Origin of the sequence: Paenibacillus sp. FSL R5-0744, assembly GCF_037972555.1 — a bacterium.
Lineage (GTDB): Bacteria > Bacillota > Bacilli > Paenibacillales > Paenibacillaceae > Paenibacillus_AQ.
Genome location: NZ_CP150228.1, coordinates 1544702 through 1565807 on the forward strand (window position 1 = coordinate 1544702; position 21106 = coordinate 1565807).

Consider the following 21106-nt stretch of genomic DNA (forward strand, 5'->3'; position numbering starts at 1 on the left):
GGGGGATGGGTTCTTATGAAGAGAGATGTAATGCTTCATAAGAAGAGAAGGGGCGCCGTGAAAGGTAAGTTTGGTTAAGAAAAGCTATATATCACTGGGGACTTGGTAAAGGAGAATTTTATTGAAAAAACTAATTTCTTTAACGGTTAGCGCGGCAATATTGTTAGCGCCATTTGCTTACACACTTAATGTGCCTGCTTTGAACTTGAAGGTAGATGCAGTATCCGCAGCTTCTGAAGAAGCGGATGCACCAGCAGCTAAACCAACAGCAAAACCAGCAGCAACAGCAAAACCAGTAGCAACACCAAAAGCAACAGCAAAACCAGTAGCAACACCGAAGCCAACAGCAAAACCAGTAGCAACACCAAAGGCAACAGCGGCACCAGCAGCAACGACAAAACCAGCTACAACGCCAAAAGCAACCGCTGCTCCAGCGGCTACAGTAGTTCCAGCAGCGACTGTTAAGCCTGTGCCTACAGCATTGCCGGTTACAGTTAAGGAAAATGTATATCAAGATGGAGTTTACGTAGCGTATGGCGATGCTTACTCCAAAGGTACCGAAGGCGCTAAGATCGAAATTAAAGATGGAAAAATTACTAGCATTGATCTCCTGAGAACCAGCCCTAAGCTGATCGACAGAGATGCTCGTAACAATTACAGCGCTTTATGGCAAGCTTATGGATTGATGGAGAATAAATTGATTGGCAAGACAAGAGATGGAGCAGCAGCAGTAGACGCTGTTTCGGGAGCAACACGCTCTAGTAATGGATGGAAATTGTCTGTAGATAGAGCGTTTGAAAGAGCTCTAACAGTGAAAGATACAGATGCTATTTACTTTGATGGTGTTCATATGGGCATAGATCCTACAGGTAAATATGCAGTATTTGCAACCTACGAATCCAACAAGCTCACAGCTGTTAAAGTGTACCCGCTGAACAGTGCCGGTGATTTCGTGGATGAGAAGGCTTACACAGCTGAGCAATCCGCAGCAGTTGCAGCTATAACACCAGCATTGCTGGCTAAAGGTACAGCTGCAGAGCCTGTTGCAGGACTCGAAGCCGACTTTAAGACTGCGATTAATGCTTTCTGGGATGCTGAGCAGAATGCAAAGATTAACAATACTTCTGCTTATGTAGACGGATTCTATTCCTCTTATGGGACTGCAAGAAGTGTTGGTGTTGAAAGAGCTGACATCGTGATCCGCAACGGTAAGCTAGTGGATGTGAAGCTGTTCAGACTTGGGAACAACCTCATTGACAGAGGTGCAACGGCTTATGCAGAAGTTGTAAAAGCTAATGCTCCGATGACAGCTAAGTTGCTTGCTAATGGATCTTACTTCGCTAACTATGATGAGAAAGTAGATGGAATTTCTGGCGCTACAGAAAGCAGTCACGGTTGGAATCAAGCTGTAGAAAGAGCTTTCGAAAAAGCACTGAAAGTTCCTGGTGAAGTTAAATATTTTGACGGGAAATTTGCAGGTGTAGATAACCAATCTAAAGTATTACTGCTTGTTGATGTTGATTCAGATGCAGTTACAAACGTTAAATTAAGCTTGTTTGGTGCTGACGGCAAGCTGATCGCTGATGACAAACTAAGTGCAGAACAAAAATCGCTGGTGGGTACACTTACTTCAGGATTACTTGAAAAAGGTGTGCAAATGTCCGATATCACAGGTCAAGAAGAGCTATCCGCAGCTGCCAAAGCTGCTCTGACTGATGCTTTGACTAATGCATCCAAAGTTCAAGGAACCTATAAAGACGGAACCTTCACTGCATTTGGTGATGCCTATGATAAAGGAACAAACAGAGCAGACGTTACACTGCGTAACGGTAAGATCGTAAATGTTGCTTTGTATCGTGTAGGAATGAATCTTGTGGATAGAGGCAAAGCTGCTTACCCAGAGGTGGTAAAAGCAATTCCGCAATTGACTTCTAGCTTCCTTGCAGCAGGTACTAGAGAAGCTGTGCAAGATGTAGACGCTGTTTCCGGTGCAACTAGTAGTAGTGTAGCTCTCAAGACTGCGGTGGATAGAGCATACGGGAAAGCTGAAATTGTTGAAGCTAACAAAGCGGCTTACTTCGATGGAATCTTCATTGGTGTAAGTGCTGATAAGCTTGTAAATGTTATGACGTATGTAGAACATGGTGTTCCTGTTAAAATGCTCGTTTACTATTTAGATAAAAACGGAAGTACAAGAACGGTCAACCAGTTGACTGACGCTGAGCTGGCTGTGAAGAGCGAGATTGAGTCGACTTCAACGGGCTATAGCTTACACAAGTATGGATATCGCGCAGCAGCCTTCGGAAATAATGATGCTGAGAAAGAAGTATCTGCTAAAGTGGTAGAAGCTATTAAATCAGCGCTTGAATCCGCTGGTAAATAAGCAATTTTCAATCAATAGTTAATCTATAAAGGGGGTTATTCTAGAGCCATATTATGGCCTGTGGAGTAACCTCCTTTATCTACCTGTACATAAAAATGAAAATAGATCGTATAGTGATTTAAAGGGATTTTGGACGTGAGTGTCTAAAGTTTAATATAGAGAGCAGGTACAAAGCCTGTTATTAATAGGAGGCTTCAACATGACACAAATTAAACAGCTCGCTCCACAGGATGAATTTGTTGGCTTTTATCTCTTAAGAGAGCTAGCGATCAAACAAACGAACGGTACTCCTCCAAAGGATTATTTCGACCTAGTCTTGGGAGATTCCAGTGGACAATTGTCCGCGAAATATTGGGATGTCAGCACAACCGATAAAGAAACTTTTTTTCCTATGGCACTAGTGAAGGTTCGCGGGATTGCGCACACTTATCGTGAGAAATTGCAAATCAAAGTAACCAAAATCAGATTGGTGAACGATGAGGATGGCGTTGCGCTAACGGATTTTATTCGCTCCGCTCCTATTCGTCCAGTAGACCTTATTCATACGATTAAAGGGGTTATGGCAAGCATCACAGATCCGGAGATTGCCTCGATTGTCTCCTTTTGTGTAAGCAAAGTGGAAGAGAAATTGATGCATTATCCGGCTGCCAAAACGCATCACCATGCTTATTTTGCCGGACTTGCTTATCATATGGTTCGCATGCTGGAGATCGGGGATTTTCTGTGCAAGCAGCGTCCGTTCTTGAATCCAGATTTAATGAAGGCTGGAATTATTCTGCATGATATCGCGAAGCCGGAGGAGATGATCTCTCAGCTCGGAATTGTCTCAGAATATAGCGTTCAAGGTAAGTTGATTGGTCATATCTCGATGGCATCTAACTGGATTACAGAAGCGGCCATCCGCTTAGACATTGATTTGAATTCGGAGAAGGTTCTGGCGTTACAGCATCTCGTATTATCACACCATAACCTGGGTGAATGGGGCAGTCCTGTTCAGCCGCAAACGGCTGAGGCCGTAGCGCTGCATCATATTGATGCGATGGATGCGAAGCTGCAAATGGTGGAGGATGCTCTGGATACCACACCAGAAACCGAAGAATGGACGCCATTCATTAGAGGACTGGAGAATAAAGCAGTCTATCGGATGAAGATCTAGCGTGTTGTGTTGATCTTGGTTGGTGATCTGGATGAACCGATGGGATATTCACTGATCGTTGATAAAATATACGGAATTCTTCCCTATAATTAGCACGATAAGGGTCTATTCGAAGTCATTATAGGGCGTAAATGTAGAATTACAGGGAGCTATTCCCTATAATGACCAGCAAGGTTAGATTTCTAAGTAGTGAATGAATCGACTTGTATGCTATATTCCTCCATCTATGCAAAACACCCAACCAGCTGTAATGAGCCTGTTGGGTGTTTTTTGCTGAATAACTTAATAGTTTCTTACAAATAGAAGTTTTTCGTTCTTTGCTTGTTCACAGGTTTCTTAGCAGGTTTACTCTTTCGAGCAGAAAAAGGAGTGTATCCACCAGCAAACATTGTTCCGCTAGTATATCCTTGGCTGCTGGAGAGCAAAAGCGGGTCAAGGTGTGATTCTCGCTCCATAAGCATTAATAGAACCAAGGCAGCCGCGCGCGCGTCATCGAGAGCGTCATGGTGCTTCAGCTCAATGCCGAAATGCTCGGAGACTACATTAAGTTTATGAGAGGGAAGCTCGGGCAGCATTTTTTTGCCTAGTAAATAAGTACATAAGTATTGAAAGCTCGGATAGCTTATGTGCATCCCATCGAGGCAATACCGCAGTACACTCATATCAAAAGCGGCATTGTGTGCTACAACGATTCGTCCGTGCAGCAAAGGTTCAACGGTGGGCCATAATTCGTGGAATGTAGGCTGACCGATTACCATGGAGGGGGTGATGCCATGTATCGAAATGTTCATGCCGTCAAACCGCTGTTGCGGATCGATCAGCCAAGAATGTTCTGCAGTGATTACGCCATCTTTAACTTCCACAAGCCCCAAAGCACAGGCGCTGGATCGACTGGAATTCGCCGTTTCAAAGTCAATTGCTATAAAGTCCATTCGTAAAGCTCCTTATCTATCATATATACATTCATATTAAAGTAGTAAAATGATAAATACAATCTAGTACAAGTTACATATAGTAGTTGAGTAAAAATATGAATTCCCGCCATAACCATCTACCCGAGTAGAAGTGTTGTGGCTTTTTCAAGTTTCGTTATCTTGCTATCCTATTCAAGAATCCGTACACTGCAAAATAGATGTTGTATATTATTGTTAAGCTCAGATACGGGAGGAAATACTTTGGGAGCTGTAATCACTAAATTTTTTGAATATGGGCAAGCAGAAATCGATTACCTCGGAAGTGTGGACCCAGTGCTAGGTGCGGCGATGGCGCGAATGGGGAAAGTGGAACGTGTGATTATTCCGGATCTTTTCACTGCACTTATCTATGCCATAGTAGGTCAGCTAATATCAGTCAAAGCGGTTCGAACTATCTGGACAAGAATGCAGGTTCAATTCAGAGAAATAACTCCGCAGCAGCTAGCTATACACACAGCAGATGAGATTCAGGGTTGCGGTATGACGATGAAAAAGGCGGTTTGTATTCATGACATTTCCAAGCTGATTGCTGATGGGGAGTTTAAGCTGGAGGAATTATATGGATTGTCCGATCAAGAGGTTATTCAAAGACTCATGAAGTTAAAAGGCATCGGTATGTGGACAGCAGAGATGATGCTAATCAATTGTATGGAGCGCCCAGATGTAGTTAGTTGGGGAGATATCGCCATTCGTCGCGGCATGATGAAGCTGTATGGGCTTGATATGCTTACCAAAAAGCAATTCGAACAATACCGTCTCAGGTACTCACCGCACGGTTCGGTAGCATCCATATATTTATGGGAGATTTCATTTCAATAATTAATACGTAAGGAGCACTATAGTGGATAAAACAATAAAGGAACAGCTAGTGGAGTTGGCAGATGCGGATTACCAGAAGTTTTCTGCGGCTTTACTTCCGACGATCGATAATGTGATAGGAGTCAGGCTACCGGAGCTACGTAAACTCGCCAAAACCATTGCAAAGGGTGACTGGAGAGCCTATTTGGAGCACGCCGACTCTGATTTTTTTGAAGAGGTAATGCTGCAAGGTATGGTACTTGGTTATGTAAAGACAGATCCTGAAGAAATTCTGCATTATATTGCGGACTTTATTCCTAAAATCGATAACTGGTCGGTATGTGATAGCTTTTGCACGGGGCTGAAGTTTACCTTGAAGAATAAAGAGCAGATGTGGGACTTTATAGTGCCGTATCTGTTATCTGACAAAGAATATGAGATTCGATTTGCGGTAGTAATGATGCTTAATTTCTTTATTGAAGAAGCGTACATCAGTCGGATTCTACAACTACTCGATAAGGTCAGACATGAGGGGTATTATGTGAAAATGGCGGTTTCTTGGGCGCTTTCGATGTGTTATGTGAAGATGCCTGCGGCTACGATAGATTATTTGAGAACTAACGCTTTAGATGATTTCACCTATAACAAGGCTTTGCAGAAAATCACAGAGTCTTACCGAGTAGATCCGGAATCGAAAAAAATGATTCGCGGGATGAAGAGGAATAGAAAAAACAAGCCCCTTATATAGCTGAGTAGCTGAGAAATAAGGGACCTGTTATTATATTTATTTTTTGTCGGTATTGATTTTCCGGTTGCGGATACGTTCAATTTCATCATCCACGGCGCTACGAAGGTTGGGATCAATAGACGAAGCTACGCCTGCGCCTGAGTTGGATTTATACTTGGAGTTTTCCGCCAATGCTTCCCACTCGAAAATTTTCTCTTCCATTCGTTCGAAGCCACGTGAAGCGTTACCCACATTCGATCCTTTTACACTGTTGCTATGAGGAGCGGAGCTTAGTGTTTCTGTAGCTTGCTGAGCACGAGCGATAAGTTCAGTTCTTTTCGCTTTAAGATGTTCGCGCTCTTCTTTAGCTCTAGCGATGTTGATCTCCAGCTCTGCCAGGGATTGCTGAGTTTGTGCCTGACTATTGATACTCTCATCCAGCTGTTCTGTATACCGCAGCTTGGCCATGAGTGCAAGGCGTGCTCTTTCTTCATTTCCTTGCTCAACCGCCTGAACGGCTTCAGCCTCGCTTTGCTCTATTAACTGAGTATATTCTTGCTTACGGCGTTCCAATACACTCGCTGTAACCTTTAAATCACGCTCATTGCGTTCTGCCGTAGCTATTTCGTTCTCAAGATCGCGCAGATACTGACCTGTCAGTAGCACTGGATTTTCTAATTTGTTCAGACCTTCGTGTAGGGCTGCTTTAGTAAGGGTGGAAATTCTTTTGAATAAACTCATGTTATATCTCTCCTTAGTATGTTTGATTGGTACTGAATGAAGATCTGTTAACAGAAATCATGTCCATCTGAAAAGCTGCCAAAAGGTTCTTTAGGGACGATGATGCTGGCGATGATATAAAAGATAAGTACTGTGCCGAAGCTGAAAAATGCTGCAGCAACGGCCACGAGACGGAGTATTGTGGCATCGATGCCTGACCAAATAGCAAGACCTCCGCATACACCACTAATTTTCTGATCACTTCTTGAACGATATAATTTTTTCATTTATTATTGTCATCCTCTCTTATGGGGGTGATTGTGATTGAACCTTGCAACCCGCTTGCTTATGTACTCATTGTAAAGCCTTTTCGATTGTGGCAAAACGGCCTGAAGGCGGTTTTAGATACCAGACCTGAGTCGAGGTTCGTTCCCGCAGGAAGGCGGGGGAAATTAGTTCTTGATTGTGGATGAACTACAAATCGCGGTTGAAGTTAGGTACAATAAAGAGAGGAATACTTGTGGTGGTGTCGAAATATGCTTAGATATGACTACTACGGAATTGGGGGCTGAATATGAGCTTTTTTAACAAGGTAAAGGCAGGCGTAAGCGAGGCTGGGAATAAAGCAAAGACAGTGGTGGAGATCAATCGTTTGAAATTACAGAACAACAGTAAGCAGAATGATATTGACCAGCAGTATCAGGTAATGGGTAAACTGTTGTTTGAAGCTGTAACTCAAGGTGCAGGACCACTGCCGAGTGAGCAGATCGAGAAGAATATTTCCCGTATTCTTGAACTGAAATCAGAGATCGAGGTCAATCTGCAGCAAATTGCTGGGTTGTCCGATGTGAAGCATTGTAAAGCATGCGGTGGTAATGTGGCAATCGAGGCACGTTTTTGTCCGAGTTGCGGATCAACTTTCGAAGCGTCCAATGAACCTATTCGTGATGTAACCCCATCGTCAATTACATTGGATAAGAAGGAATAAATCTACTGCATGTAAGAAATTCATGAACAAAAAAGGACAGCTCAATAGCTGTCCTTTTTTATTTTTAGGAGAGAGGTCGTTTAAACCTTGGCAGCAAAACGTTTTTTTAAATAATACACAATTAGCAATATAAGCGGTAGAACAAATGCAACCGTGAAATCCCAATCTACCCAGTAGGCGGGGATTTCCTTTACATAAAAAATGATGTCTTTGGCAATCAGTTGTGACATACCAAATAACAAAAATCCAGTGGGTAGGATCAGAGGACGGTGGCTTTTGAGTTTAAATAATTGGGCTGCACCTAATGTTAAAGCATAGTAATAAATGGCTGTTTTAAAGTACGTGCTGATAATCCATGCTGTAGCCATAAGCGCTTCAATACGTTGCAGAGAATTAGCAATATTAATTTTTTGAGCAAGAATATAAGCGGCATAAAATTGATGTTCAGAAGCGTAAACACCAAGAACGGTAAGGGAAAAAAATAAGATGAGGTTAAGTCCCAGAGCTCCGATGATCAAGGCTATGAAAATATCCCGGCTTGTTTTGCTATTCTTCTGAGCATAAGGATATACCATAAGAAACACGCATAATTCACCAAAAGGATAAAAAACACCATACATCAAAGTATGGAGCATGTCCGGTACTGGTGTGTTCATAATGGGGTATAAACGTTCCATTTTGACATCGGGAGTCAGCAGAAGCAGCAGACCGATCAAAAAAACTGCAAACAAAGGGAAAAAAAGCTGAGCTGCCCGTCCCAATGTTTCCAGACCCAGTCGTACACCATATACCAGCAGGAAAATGGCCATAAAACGGATAACCCCACCGGGTGTCTTCTCGTAAATCTGTGTACACATGAAATCTTCAATTTCTCTTATGTAAGTGGCGGCGGCAATCAGAAAGAACACTAGATAGAACAAGGCTACAGCAGATCCGGCCCATTTTCCTAGAATTTGTAGGCTAAGCTCGATGATATTCTTGTTGGGTTCAATGTCTGCTAAGCAGAGCAACAATTTAATGGTCGCTAGGCCCAAGGGAATACTAATCAAAGCAGCAATCCATGAATCTTGTTTCGCTCCTGATATCATTAACGCTGGATACACAAGCGCCATATCCCCAATAAATGTGAATAGCCCGAGTATAATCATTTGATTGGTACTAATTCGATCTTTCTCCAAACTCATATACCCCCTCAAATTTATTGGACTAGTTTTAGTATGGTTGTAGTTACCAGAATTATGCCATTCCGAATTTTAATCAGAAAGGAATAATTATCAAAATTAACATCAAACTATACTCATTAAACTAAGTGAAGTGGAGGCTACATCGTGAAAAGTTCGGAGACGGGTACACTATCAAACCGATTGAAAACCAATATTGATCAGTTGAACGGATTGCTGGGCGGAAGTTCTGATGTAGTGATAAAAGAGTTGCAGATAGAAGAAAATACTAATATTTCTTTGATTTACATAGATGGTCTTGTGGATACTCAGGTACTGCATAATTCAATTTTGTATTCTTTGCAGGAACATATTCCTTATGAACAGCTGGGAAAGCTTGAGCCTGAGCAGAAGATTGAGATTATTAAGAAACAGATATTAATAGCCGGTGATCTAACCGTCATCGTTGATTACAGCCAATTCGTACACGAATTGCTGTCCGGTAGTGTAATGCTGCTGCTCGATGGGACATCCACCACTCTCCGGATCGGCTTACCAGGCTGGGAAGATCGCAATGTAGGGGAGCCCAGTTCCCAATCGGTTGTTCGAGGTCCAATGGAAGGATTCACTGAGAATTTACGGACGAATACGGCACTGGTTCGGCGGAAAATAAAAGATAGCCATTTATGGCTGGAAACCGTTCAGATCGGAAGGGTAACTCAAACCAGCGTATCCATTATGTATCTAAGCAACATCGCGAATAAGGAGTTGGTGCAAGAAGTAAAATGCCGTCTGAATAAAATTGATACGGACAGTATTCTCGAGAGTGGATATATTGAAGAATTTATTCAAGAGACGGTATTTACACCATTTCCTACCGTATACAACAGTGATCGTCCGGATACGATTGCAGCAGGTATTTTGGAAGGAAAAGTGGCCATTCTTGTTGATGGAACCCCTTTTGTACTGTTGGTACCCACATTTTTTGTGGCATTTTTTCAGTCTGCTGAGGATTATTACCAAAGGGCCGATATTGGAACATTGCTGAGATTAGTTCGTTTTATTTCATTTTTTATTACTTTGCTTGCACCTTCATTGTATGTTGCGATTACTACATATCATCAGGAGATGATACCGACCAATCTTGTAATTAGTTTAGCTGCCCAGCGGGAGAGTGTCCCTTTTCCTGCTTTTGTCGAGGCGCTGATCATGGAAATGACTTATGAGATTTTGCGGGAGGCCGGGGTACGGATACCTAAAAATATTGGACAGGCAATTTCCATTGTCGGAACGTTGGTGATTGGACAAGCAGCGGTTGCAGCGGGTTTTATTTCATCTGCAATGGTCATTATTGTATCGCTTACAGCCATTTCTAGCTTTGTTATTCCGGAGACAGGAATGTCTATAGCTGCGCGGATGATCCGTTTTGTGCTTATAGCTTTGGCCGGATTTATCGGATTATATGGAATTCTATTCGGAATTTTTATCATCGTACTGCATTTGTCGAGCTTGCGTTCTTTCGGAATGCCTTATATGAGTCCGCTCGGACCTTATAATTCAAAAGATTTAAAAGACTCTATCTTTCGCTTTCCGTGGCCTTTTTTAAAGACAAGACCTGCTGAGAACAAGACGCAGAACCTATTTCGTCAAAGCACTTCCAGTGATGAGGAATCAACGCAATGAAGAAAAAATTAGTTAGAGGCGCTCTCCAATTGATGATAGCTCTCCAATTTACGTTAATGCTAAGTGGCTGTTGGGAAAGAAAGGAGCTAAATGAGGTAGCCTTTGTCTTGGGGATAGGGATCGACAAGGCTGAAACGGGTTATACAGTTTCGATGCAGGTCGTTATTCCATCTGCGATTTCCTCACAATCGTCTGGAGGAGGGGGAGGCACTGGAGTCCCCGTGGTTGTTTATAAATTTACTGTACCTACGTTTTATGATGCACAACGTATGTTGAATCTGGATAGTTCTAGGACGAGTTATCTTGGTCATATCCGGGTGTTAGTGATTGGGGAGGAACTTGCCCGCTCCGGAGTGGCCGAGATACTGGACGTATTTAAAAGAAGTCGGGAACCTCGAATGGATTTCTACGTTATGGTTGCCAGAGATACAACCGCCAACGATGTCTTGAATGTCCTTACACCTATGGATAAATTACCAGCGAACAAATTATTTAGTTCCCTAGATAATTCTTATAAAGATTCAGCAAAAACAGTCGCTGTCACGCTGGATGATTTTATTGAAAATTTATTGGCTGAAGGTGAACATCCTGTACTGACCGGAGTGGAAGTTATGGGAGATCCCAAAGAGGGAGGAGATAAAAGCAATGTAGAGCGAACAATGCCTAAGGCGAGATTGGAATACCATACTGTTGCTGTGTTCAGAAAAGACAAACTGATCGGTTGGCTAAACGAGGGTGAAACGATTGGTTACAATTATATCAATGATAAGGTAACCTCACATTCTGGCCCGATAACAGGGGAAGACGGAAAGCCTATTGTTATCGAAGCGATCCAGGCTTCAACTAAACGCAAAGTGAAAATTATTGATGGAGAGCCGCATATTTACCTTGACGTTAAGACGCTTTGCAACATTGAAGAAGTGCACAGTACAGAAAACTTGGAATCGGAAAGCACCATAAAACGTTTGGAAAAGGAAACAGAGGAACGGATTATAGAGCGGATGCAAGACACTGTGGAGCAAGTAAATAATCGCTTCAATGTTGATATTATGGGATTTGGACAATCGATCTACCATGCCAGTCCTAAAGCTTGGACAAAGCTACAGCAAAAAAAGGGCGACGATTACCTTAAATCATTGCCCATCCATTATAGTGCCTCAGTAGTTATTAACCGCGTAGGTCTAACTGATAATTCTTTTCTTGAAAAAATCAAGGAGTGAGTCTAATGATGTTATTGTTTTTTTTGGCGCTTGCTGTAGGTTGTATGGCACTTGATTTGCCTAAATTAATGCGAAAGCGCCGAGTACGTGATCTTAGCGTATATTTTATATTTTGGATTTTGGGACTTGGCGCGACCGTATGTGCGTTGTTAAAATTGAACATTCCGAGTCCTCTGTTTCTGATTATTCTTATCTATAAGCCAATAAATAATTTATTTGGAGTGTGGTTTCATTAACAACGACGGATTTACAAATGATCAAACCCCTTAGAATAAGCATCGGATAAAACTTCTGGTTTATCTGATGAAATTCTAAGGGGTGTTTTTTTGTGACGATCAAAACCAAATTCTCAATTGTTGTAAAAACAGATTAAAATATTCATTGCTATATACAATTAAATACAATAAAGTTGTCATATAGAGGATAATTTTGTCGATTTTTCTGCAAAAATGTTCCAATCCATATTGCATCAGGCGATATTAGGGTCTATGAGGTTCGAATCCTCCTCCTGAAAAAGACATAAGAAAGTGGTGCGCATATGAGTAGCAACAGATTTGAGAACAAAGTAGTTATTATTACTGGTGCAGGTACCGGAATCGGAAAAGCTACAGCCTTAAGAGTAGCAAGAGAGGGCGGTATTGTAGTAGTTGCCAATCGATCAGATGCCGGCGCTAACACAGTTGAGGAAATTAAGGCTCTAGGTGGGGAAGCGATGTTTGTTCGGTCAGATGTTTCTCTCGAAGCAGACTGCAAAAATATCGTAGATCAAACATTAGCAGCTTATGGAAAAATTGATTGCCTATATAATAACTCAGCAATTACAGGAGACAATACGGATGTTATAGACTATGATCCGTTGTTGTTTCAAAAAGTGATTCAGACAAATCTCACTAGCCAATTCTACATGTTGCATTATACATTACCTCATATGAAATCTGGAGCTTCCGTTCTAAACTGCTCCTCTTTGCATGGTATTTTTATCGGGATGGCCAATGATGCAGCTTATTCAGCAAGTAAACATGCTATTGTGGGGATGACTAAATCGGTTGCCAAAGAAGTGGGTCACCGTAACATTAGAGTAAATGCCCTTTGCCCAGGACCTATCCCTACACCAACCATGAACAGATATGAAAAGCTGTTGTCTGATGATGTAGAGATGCTTCAATCTCTTATCGCTTCTGGAACGGCTCTGGGTAGATACGGTACGCCTGAGGAAGTAGCTGCGTTTGCATGCTTCCTACTAAGTGATGAGGCTTCGTTTATTACAGGTACAGCACATGTGATTGACGGGGGCTATTCCGCAACAAAGTAATCACGGATTGATTTACTTATATAACAACTAATATATAGTATTGAAGGCTTTGCGGCGTATTCTGATTCCAAAAATCTGAAGGATGACTGGATTGGAATCGGAAGTCGCACGCAAAGCCTTTTTTAGTTGTCTAAAAAAAATAGATTCTTCGTATTTTGGCAAATTGAATGGCTGCAAGAGATAGCAGATACACAAAAATGAATGAATTAAGGAAAATATGACCATGGATATGTTGGAATTTGTAGAAATTTGTATTTTAATATAAATAAAAAAAGAAATTTGTCGATAATAATATAGGTAATATGTATTAGTTAATATTCTAGAAAGGGTGTTGTTATAAAAACGATACAGGAAGTAGATGTCGTCGCCCTGAAAAAGCCTGGGGCGGGTATTTTTTGTCTGTGAAGTTACATACATTTCATCTCTATTATTAAAAAATAACGTTAAAACTTGGAGGAAAAATAATTATGTCATACACAATTAAGTACAACCAAAATGAGAACCATATCGATGTAGTATCTATTGATTTTTCAGCTGAAGATGTTCCAGGATACCTGAAAGATTTTGAAAATATCATGAAGCTTGTTAAACCTAAATTTACAGGAACAACTGATGTAACTGATTCTAAAAGTGTACTTACTCCTGAGGTTGCAGCTATGCTAGCCCCTACTGGTGCGATGGCGAGTGAAGCTGGTCAAGCAGGATGGGCTTATGTAACTAAAAACCCAATTTGGAAGATGCAATTGAAACGTATTTTTGGTAGAGATTTTGCAGATGCTTACGATACCTACGAAGAAGCTAGAACATACCTGAAAAGCTTGCAATAATCTAATCTTACAGTTAGCAAAAAGTGCGGAGAATTTTCTCCGCACTTTTTTGCTTTATCTATATTTAAAATTGAAAATCTTCATCTTTCAGCGGTTCCACGTTAAGCGCCCGGACGTATCCGTTACCTTTTTTCGAGAAGAAATCATGCTGCTTGGTGTGGGTACTGATGCCATTCTGAACAATCGGGTTGATCTCTTCCTCGTCGAATAGCGGATCATGCCCCAGATTCATCATGGCTTTGTTAGCATTGTATCTAAGGAAGGTCTTGACCTCGTCCACCAGTCCGATGGGAGCGTAGATCTGCTCGGTATAACGTTCTTCATTCTCATGTAGCAGTGTAAGGAGGTCTACCAGCTTCTGGTGTAGCTCACGCTGCTCGTCATCTGGTAGCCCATCAAAGATCTCCTGCGCCAGCACACCGACATATACGCCATGGATGCTCTCATCGCGCAGAATAAGGTCGATGATCTCACCGCTGCATGTCATTTTGCCTTGGCCAGCTAGATAAAGCGGGTAGAAGAAGCCACTGTAGAACAAGTAGCTCTCGAGCAGCACTGAGGCTGCCATGGCAAGGTACAGATCTTTGGGTGAATCTATTTTTTTGTAATATTGTGATATGGTCTCTGCCTTGAACTGCAGATAAGGGTTCTCTTCAACCCAGCGGAACACACTGTCAATCTCCTCTGTGGAGGACAAAGTGGTGAAAATGCTACTGTACGATTTGGCGTGAATCTGTTCCATCATGCCCATAAAGCCAAGCACAGCCTTGCGCTGAAGACCTTCGACATGCTCCATAATCTGCGGCATACCTACTCCGCCTTGAATCGTATCCAGCAGTGTGAGTCCGCCGAGTACCTTCATATAGGAGTCCTTTTCTTGCTCACTGAGCGTGAGCCAGGACATTTTATCATCGGATAATGGAATTTCATCGTCCGTCCAGAATTGCATAATGTTCTGATTCCAGAACATCAATGAGAAATCGTCGTCAGGACGGTTCCAGTTAACGGCTTGGATAGCGGTCATAATATGGCAATCTCCTTTTCTGCGGCTATAGCCTTCCAGTTAGATCGAGCAGGTGAGGCATTCCTCAACAGACAGCTTTTTGGTCCGGGTGTAATACAGCGACTTCAGGCCTTTATGCGCCGCGTACAGATAGGAACGGGCCAGTTCTCTGGTTGAGACATCACTGTTCACATGCAGAACGGTCGAGATGCCCTGGTCGATATGGGGCTGAATTTCCGCGATCAAATCGATCACCTTGAACTGATCCATTTGGTAAGCCGATTTATAGAAAAATACATTGTCTGGACGCAGGTACGGCATCGGATAGTAAGTCGTTGAATTAGCATAAGTCCGTGTCTCAATCTGCTCTACAATAGGCATAACGCTTGAAGTAGCATTTTGAATATAGGAAATGCTGGCTGTCGGCGCAATTGCTAAACGGTAAGCATGGTACAAGCCATTTGCTTTTACTGCATCCCGCAGTTGTTCCCAGTCCGTAGGGGATGGGATGAAAATATCTCCGAACAACTCTTGTACTCTTGGCGTTACAGGGCGGTAATCCGTAGTCAGGTAACGCTCAAAATAAGCTCCTGTAGCATAATCAGAAGCCTCAAATCCATGGAAAGACCGGCCGGTTGCAGCAGCGATCTCCATGCTTTTCTCCAGTGAATGGTAGTTCATGGTCATGAAGAAGGTCCGGGCAAAATCGCGAGCCTGTTCGCTTTCATAAGCGATCTTGTTCTTGGCCAGATAGCCGTGCAGATTCATGACGCCGAGACCGACGGAGTGCATCTCTTTGTTAGCTTTGGCTACGCCTGGGGCATTAGAGATGCTGGTCATATCGCTGACTGCAGTCAAGGCGATCATGCCTTCATGTACCGATTCACGGATTTTGCCATGCTCCATCACGTTGACAATGTTCAAGGAAGCCAGATTGCAGCTTACATCACGGCGGATGGTATCTTCCTGTCCGTAGTCAGCAATTTCTGAGGTCTCCTGCAGCTGGAAGATTTCTGTGCAGAGGTTGGACATTTTGATCTGTCCGACGTTTTTCAGGGCATGGGCCTCATTGGCGTTGCTCTTGTTCATAATATATGGATAGCCAGATTCCAGCTGGATCATGGCGATTTTGGTCAGCATATCCCGTGCGCTCATGGCCTTTCTCTTTTTGACACGTGGATCGGCTAGCAGCTTATCATACATTTCATCCAAATCCATGTCATCAAGATGTGTGCCATAAGCCTTGTACACACTGTAAGGGGCAAATACATGGAGCGGTTCATTGTCCTTCGCCAGCTTATAGAAGCGATTCGGAATGATCAGGCCGATGGACAGGGTTTTGAGTCTTGTTTTTTCGTCGGCGTTGATCTTCTTACTGTCGAGAAATTCAAGAACATCCCATCCAAAAATATTGTAGTAGGCGGCTCCAGAACCTTTACGTTGACCCATCTGGTCAGCATAGGAGAAGCCGTCCTCCATCAGCTTGAGCACAGGTATAATGCCCTTAGCCGCATCCTCGACACCCTTGATTGTCTCTCCGCGGGAACGAAGCTTGGACAGGTTGACAGCCACGCCACCGCCGATCTTCGAGAGCTGCATGCAGGTGTTGAGCACATAGTTGATCGAATTAAGCGAGTCGTCCATTTCGATAAGGAAGCAGGAGACAAGCTCACCGCGACGACTCTTGCCGGCGTTTAAGAAGGTTGGGGTCGCTGGCTGCAGACGCTGCTCCATCATCGAACGGGCAAGCATGCCAGCAGAAGCGGCGTTCCCGCGTCCTAGGTGAAGGGCAACTGCCGCCACACGGTCCGGATAATGCTCCAGATATTGCTTGCGGTCATTGCTTTTTACAGCGTAATCCGTATAGAACTTCGAAGCAGCCATATAGGATGGAAAGCTGAAGTTGTAAGAATGGGTAATTTGGTAGACATCTTCAATCTCAGCCAAGCTGTACTGTTCGTAAAAATTTTCGTAGAAATCCTGTTCAATCATATAATCAACCTTGGCTTTTGTATTCTCAAAAACCAAGCTCCGCCGTTCTACATCCCGCATAAATTCGGCTACTGCCTCAAGGTCTTTATCCAATTGAAAGAAACCACTTTCGTCTCTCTTCATCAACATGTTGTTTAGTTCAATATGCCGCAACTCGGCTCACCTCCTGTTTAATTCGTTCCACATCACCAAATGTGCCCGATAGCTCAAATTTACCGATAACTGGTACATTGTACCGATCTGCAATCAAGTCTGCGCTATGCGCGAACAGCTCGCCCCAGTTCTTGTTGCCGCTGGCGGCGATGCCTTTCAAATTGGAATAATTGTTCTTCAAGAAAGTAGACACCTTCTCTGGAATCTGTCCAAAGCCGGTGGTATATGTAATAAGCACATAGGGCTCGTCAATGGTCATATGCTCTTCAATCTGCACAGCTGGCAGCTTAAGCTTACCAATGAAGCGTTTGACGTTTCCGGTTTTTGAATCGTATGCGACTAGCATGGAGTCTCTCCCCCTGTATATATTACTGTAAAGATTGAATAGATAAGCTATAAATACTGGAAAATCATATGCATACTATATTTAGTGTGCGTTGTTTATTTTAATCACTATATGTTGAAAAGTCAACATGAAAAGTGCTTCCTAACTAGTTGAAAATCGGTCTAGTAAACGCTCTATTAAAGTGTTGATATCCCGGAAATACGCAGGCTGGAGCGGTTTGCTAAGGCAGCTGTACTGTTTTTCGTGCTGGATCTTGCTGCATCTTTTTTATCATGACAAACTAGCGTCACTCCGTTGAGCAGAACTGGGAGCAGATGGATGAGATCATTAATGAAGCTAAAGCGGAGAGACTAACAATGGGTTTGTACAATTTCCCCCGTACATGCACTTCTAGGCATCTACCCACATACAATAAGATGACCATGAACCCGTAAGGCTAACAGATCGGTTTCATTGTACAAGTGCGGGAGGTGTCGCCAAGTTGCCTGGATTCTTAAGTACGATCGCGTTGCTAATCAAAGAACTGACGTTGCTGGTATCCTACGTAAGGAACAACGCATTTCCACAGCCGCTCTCGGAGCAGGAGGAAAGCAAATACTTAGGCATGATGGCTGAAGGGGATGCTAAAGCCCGAAATTTGCTTATCGAGCACAATTTGAGACTTGTCGCCCATATAGTAAAAAAATTCGATAACACCGGAGAAGACATGGAGGATTTAATCTCCATCGGCACCATCGGCTTGATTAAAGCTATCGAGAGCTACCGCCCGAACAAAGGGACAAAACTGGCCACATTTGCGGCTCGTTGTATTGAAAATGAAATTCTGATGCATTTAAGATCATTGAAGAAAACGCGGAAAGACGTGTCCCTGCACGATCCAATTGGGACAGACAAGGAAGGTAATGAAATTACACTTATCGATATCCTTGGCTCCGAGGCGGATGATGTCATTAAAGAAGTGGATCTTAAGATCGAAAAGAGTAAGATTTATCGTAATCTCGATATACTGGATGATCGGGAAAAGGAAGTTGTCGTGGGGCGGTTTGGATTGGATACAGGTGGAGAAGAGAGGACACAGCGGGAAATTGCTAAGGAGTTAGGGATCTCGCGGAGTTATGTTTCGCGGATAGAGAAAAGGGCGCTGATGAAGTTGTATCATGAGTTTTATAAGGCGAAGCGGTAGGATCTAAGATAATAACTAAAGATTCACTATAGAGTATTTTAGAAGCGACTTTCCAACAGGGGAGTTGCTTTTTTGTTAATTAATTAGTTGGGCTAAATGAACATAAAAAAGCATATTCAGAAAATTAACTTTGTAACTGCTGAGGGTTGTTTTATGACATACAAAGAAATATATGATCTCCATATTCAATTGTTACATGTATATGAGAACAATGAAAAGCATCAAGGTCCATATCAGAAGCAACTTAATTATTTTAAGAGGCAGTTTTTTATAGCTGAAGATATAGTTCAACGAATTTTTGTTCTAAATCAGTTAATAAAAATTCATGAAAAAAGTAGAGAAATAAAGATAAATTGGTGTTCAGAAGAATACTTTAAATGATGACAAGATTTAATATATGTTTTGAATGTAGGAATAAGCTTCTAAATAGATAACTCTAAAATGATCGCTAGCAAAAAAAAGAGTAGTAATAATTGTCGCAAGACTTATTTCTACAAGAGTTGAAATGATGTAGTAATAATATGGATATGATGAAAATATATTTTTGAGTCACTAACTAATAGATGGGATCTTGGAGGTAAATGCATGAACAATCCAACGAGTAGACATATGATGGATAAACCCTACATTAAAGACGTGATTCGTGAACTTACACTTCTGGGATATGAGGACGATGAGGCTACGAAAATTCTAATCAAATACTATAGACCATTAAAGAGGAGCTGGGGTTTTGGACCAAATGCTCACAATTTCGCAAAAGAAATCGATTTAATTCATAAAGCTGTTATCAAGAAATTTGATCCTTCTGAACCTGGTCAGATTTTTATAGGTCATTTGAAAAATCGAATAAAATCAAATCTGAAAGATAAGCCTTGAATTGAGGGATAGAATGCAGATAACCATTCCCATAGGGGCCCCCAAGATAATATATAGATAGTTGTGGAAGTATCGTGTTAAGTATTTGAATATTCTGGTATGGGGAGATTAACGAATTGAAGTCTTTATTAAGAGAATCCCTTTTTACTTCTACAAGCCAAGTGAAAATAGTCATGATATCGGTGAGTTAAGCCAATATAGAATGGGAATTATAAGAGATCATTCTCTTTTCAATTAATCCGATGAATGTCAAGTTGGATTTAAATACCATCTTTCTATACCCGATTGATCAGACGGGATATGTGTGTCAAACTCAAGGCTTCTTAATTGGATTTACTACTTGGAATTGACAGAACAATTGAATATAGCTGAGAAAACACCAGAGTGTCTTATCATTAACTACAATTTTGCTCTAGTAAAGGAGGTTTAGAGCCGGTAATATTCGAACTTGAAGAAGCTTTTTAAATGATTTTATTTACCGCTGAGGTAATGAATTTGAACTCAGAGGTACCTTTCCATGTGATAAAGAAGGACGTTCCATTTTGAAATGGATAGGTGTTGATATTCAAAATACTTCTAGAATTTGGGCCAAAGTAGATAAAGAGAAACTACCCTTCCTCTGACAAAAAGTGATGATCAGTATTTAGGCTCATTTCAGGAGCGGAGTCTATGGGTAACCGAATATGGACAACGCTTTATTTTTTCAAAATCAAGTCTTGATTGATACTTGGGCTATAAAATAAAAATTATTCAAATAGAAGAACTTATGAAGTAGAGATAGTAATAAAAAAAAGACATTTTTTAGTTTTAAAATGATTAATTGTTGGTCATCTAGAATGTTAAGGTGTTTTTTATTATTTATACAGACATATGAAATCAGTACAAACATTCCATTTTAATCTGTGGTCTAAAATTTCGTTCGGAGAGCTAGAGATCTACATCCTCTATGCAGTTATTGAGTTTCACTCAAAATTTGCATATTTAGATCTGGAGTTGTGGAAAAAAAAGAAAATTGATAAATTGTGTATTTAATGCGGCTTTCTGTAATCAAAAGGCACAAGGCAATCAGAAGTAGGGAAAGATAGGCTTTACTTATATACCTAGAAAAGATGCATACACTGAACATGAACTAAAACAGCTATTTATAAATGAACAACAGTTTTTAGCTTTTGTTGTAGAACACGGCTTAAACCAAAAAAAATAGATAATCCAATTGGATTATCTTGTATTTACTTCTTATCGTAGTTTATATAACAACGCTCGCTACACGTTGTCATATTGGCTTTAATTAAAGGTGGATCAGAGTTATCGACTATGTTCTCTACCAAAGACTAGCATAATATTTTACAAGAGAAGGTTATTTTCATTTATACATGATTCTCGACGTGAAGTAAGATAGCAGACGCCATAGTACATAAGCGTTTACTACAGTTACGGAAGCGCTGAACATGAAATAGATGTTTTTACATCCAGGCGCTCAAGGTGGGAATGAAAGCAGAAAATCCGAAAGTACCAGATTGGTTGCGGATCTCGGGCGAGTAAAAGGAAGCAATCTCCTTCCAATTGGTTCACCAACAACATTTTTGTTTGGTCGTTTTGGACCAC

General features: G+C 41.7%; 20 protein-coding genes. 13 read left to right on the forward strand and 7 right to left on the reverse strand.

What is annotated here, in order from left to right:
- The first annotated feature begins 121 nt into the window (after positions 1-121).
- Both MKY19_RS06870 and MKY19_RS06875 read left to right on the forward strand, forming a co-directional pair.
- Positions 122-2383 carry an FMN-binding protein gene (locus tag MKY19_RS06870; protein WP_339801474.1) on the forward strand — a complete coding sequence of 754 codons (2262 nt, stop codon included), beginning with the start codon at positions 122-124 and terminating at the stop codon, positions 2381-2383.
- Positions 2384-2582: 199 nt separating this feature from the next.
- Entirely contained in the window at positions 2583-3539 is a 957-nt protein-coding gene (locus MKY19_RS06875) for an HD domain-containing protein (protein ID WP_042125202.1), read from the forward strand.
- 293 nt (positions 3540-3832) lie between these two features.
- Here MKY19_RS06875 and MKY19_RS06880 read toward each other — a convergent pair whose 3' ends face one another.
- The gene (locus MKY19_RS06880) at positions 3833-4471 is read right to left on the reverse strand and encodes a 3'-5' exonuclease (RefSeq protein ID WP_339801479.1); all 639 of its coding nucleotides are present in this window, start codon (positions 4469-4471) and stop codon (positions 3833-3835) included.
- A gap of 243 nt (positions 4472-4714) precedes the next feature.
- Here MKY19_RS06880 and MKY19_RS06885 point away from each other — a divergent pair, with 243 nt between their 5' ends.
- Together MKY19_RS06885 and MKY19_RS06890 are read left to right on the forward strand one after the other, a co-directional pair.
- Positions 4715-5332: a DNA-3-methyladenine glycosylase 2 family protein gene (locus tag MKY19_RS06885; RefSeq protein WP_339269521.1), complete on the forward strand. Its 618-nt coding sequence runs from the start codon at positions 4715-4717 to the stop codon at positions 5330-5332.
- A 22-nt stretch (positions 5333-5354) separates the two neighbouring features.
- Positions 5355-6059: a DNA alkylation repair protein gene (locus MKY19_RS06890; RefSeq protein WP_339801482.1), complete on the forward strand. Its 705-nt coding sequence runs from the start codon at positions 5355-5357 to the stop codon at positions 6057-6059.
- Positions 6060-6095: 36 nt separating this feature from the next.
- On the opposite strand, the gene MKY19_RS06895 is transcribed toward MKY19_RS06890, so the two are convergent.
- Entirely contained in the window at positions 6096-6779 is a 684-nt protein-coding gene (locus tag MKY19_RS06895; RefSeq protein WP_339801484.1) for a PspA/IM30 family protein, read from the reverse strand.
- Positions 6780-6826: 47 nt separating this feature from the next.
- Complete coding sequence (locus MKY19_RS06900) at positions 6827-7045, reverse strand: PspC domain-containing protein (RefSeq protein ID WP_339801487.1); 219 nt, start codon at positions 7043-7045, stop codon at positions 6827-6829.
- Positions 7046-7332: 287 nt separating this feature from the next.
- On the opposite strand from MKY19_RS06900, the gene MKY19_RS06905 reads away from it, so the two are divergent.
- The gene (locus MKY19_RS06905; protein WP_339269529.1) at positions 7333-7746 is read left to right on the forward strand and encodes a zinc ribbon domain-containing protein; all 414 of its coding nucleotides are present in this window, start codon (positions 7333-7335) and stop codon (positions 7744-7746) included.
- 80 nt (positions 7747-7826) lie between these two features.
- On the opposite strand, the gene MKY19_RS06910 is transcribed toward MKY19_RS06905, so the two are convergent.
- Positions 7827-8930 carry an endospore germination permease gene (locus MKY19_RS06910; RefSeq protein ID WP_339801491.1) on the reverse strand — a complete coding sequence of 368 codons (1104 nt, stop codon included), beginning with the start codon at positions 8928-8930 and terminating at the stop codon, positions 7827-7829.
- 144 nt (positions 8931-9074) lie between these two features.
- Here MKY19_RS06910 and MKY19_RS06915 point away from each other — a divergent pair, with 144 nt between their 5' ends.
- The 5 genes from MKY19_RS06915 (at position 9075) to MKY19_RS06935 (ending at position 13948) form a co-directional block, all read left to right on the forward strand.
- Complete coding sequence (locus tag MKY19_RS06915; protein ID WP_339801494.1) at positions 9075-10589, forward strand: spore germination protein; 1515 nt, start codon at positions 9075-9077, stop codon at positions 10587-10589.
- Complete coding sequence (locus MKY19_RS06920; RefSeq protein WP_339801497.1) at positions 10586-11809, forward strand: Ger(x)C family spore germination protein; 1224 nt, start codon at positions 10586-10588, stop codon at positions 11807-11809. The genes MKY19_RS06915 and MKY19_RS06920 overlap by 4 nt, the downstream gene beginning before the upstream one ends.
- 5 nt (positions 11810-11814) lie before the next feature.
- Entirely contained in the window at positions 11815-12045 is a 231-nt protein-coding gene (locus MKY19_RS06925) for a hypothetical protein (RefSeq protein WP_339269537.1), read from the forward strand.
- 302 nt (positions 12046-12347) lie between these two features.
- The gene (locus MKY19_RS06930; protein WP_042185818.1) at positions 12348-13121 is read left to right on the forward strand and encodes an SDR family NAD(P)-dependent oxidoreductase; all 774 of its coding nucleotides are present in this window, start codon (positions 12348-12350) and stop codon (positions 13119-13121) included.
- A 467-nt stretch (positions 13122-13588) separates the two neighbouring features.
- Entirely contained in the window at positions 13589-13948 is a 360-nt protein-coding gene (locus MKY19_RS06935) for a hypothetical protein (RefSeq protein ID WP_042185820.1), read from the forward strand.
- Between the two features lie 64 nt (positions 13949-14012).
- On the opposite strand, the gene nrdF is transcribed toward MKY19_RS06935, so the two are convergent.
- From nrdF to nrdI, 3 genes are read right to left on the reverse strand one after another with little or no spacing between them, the layout of a single operon-like run.
- Positions 14013-14972, reverse strand: coding sequence for a class 1b ribonucleoside-diphosphate reductase subunit beta (nrdF, locus tag MKY19_RS06940; protein WP_339801502.1), 960 nt, complete (start codon positions 14970-14972; stop codon positions 14013-14015).
- A 39-nt stretch (positions 14973-15011) separates the two neighbouring features.
- Positions 15012-17096 (reverse strand): class 1b ribonucleoside-diphosphate reductase subunit alpha, encoded by a 2085-nt coding sequence (gene nrdE / locus MKY19_RS06945; RefSeq protein ID WP_339801505.1) that lies wholly within the window; start codon positions 17094-17096, stop codon positions 15012-15014.
- Positions 17083-17442: a class Ib ribonucleoside-diphosphate reductase assembly flavoprotein NrdI gene (nrdI, locus tag MKY19_RS06950; RefSeq protein WP_042185827.1), complete on the reverse strand. Its 360-nt coding sequence runs from the start codon at positions 17440-17442 to the stop codon at positions 17083-17085. The genes nrdE and nrdI overlap by 14 nt, the downstream gene beginning before the upstream one ends.
- A 481-nt stretch (positions 17443-17923) precedes the next feature.
- Between nrdI and sigK the strand changes: the two genes are divergently transcribed.
- The 3 genes from sigK to MKY19_RS06965 all read left to right on the forward strand — a co-directional run bounded on the left by sigK (position 17924) and on the right by MKY19_RS06965 (position 19501).
- A complete protein-coding gene (gene sigK / locus MKY19_RS06955; RefSeq protein WP_042125228.1) occupies positions 17924-18625 on the forward strand; it encodes an RNA polymerase sporulation sigma factor SigK in 702 nt (233 codons plus the stop codon).
- Between the two features lie 96 nt (positions 18626-18721).
- Positions 18722-19006: a hypothetical protein gene (locus tag MKY19_RS06960; protein ID WP_339801510.1), complete on the forward strand. Its 285-nt coding sequence runs from the start codon at positions 18722-18724 to the stop codon at positions 19004-19006.
- A gap of 204 nt (positions 19007-19210) precedes the next feature.
- Entirely contained in the window at positions 19211-19501 is a 291-nt protein-coding gene (locus tag MKY19_RS06965; protein WP_339801513.1) for a hypothetical protein, read from the forward strand.
- Positions 19502-21106: the final 1605 nt, after the last annotated feature.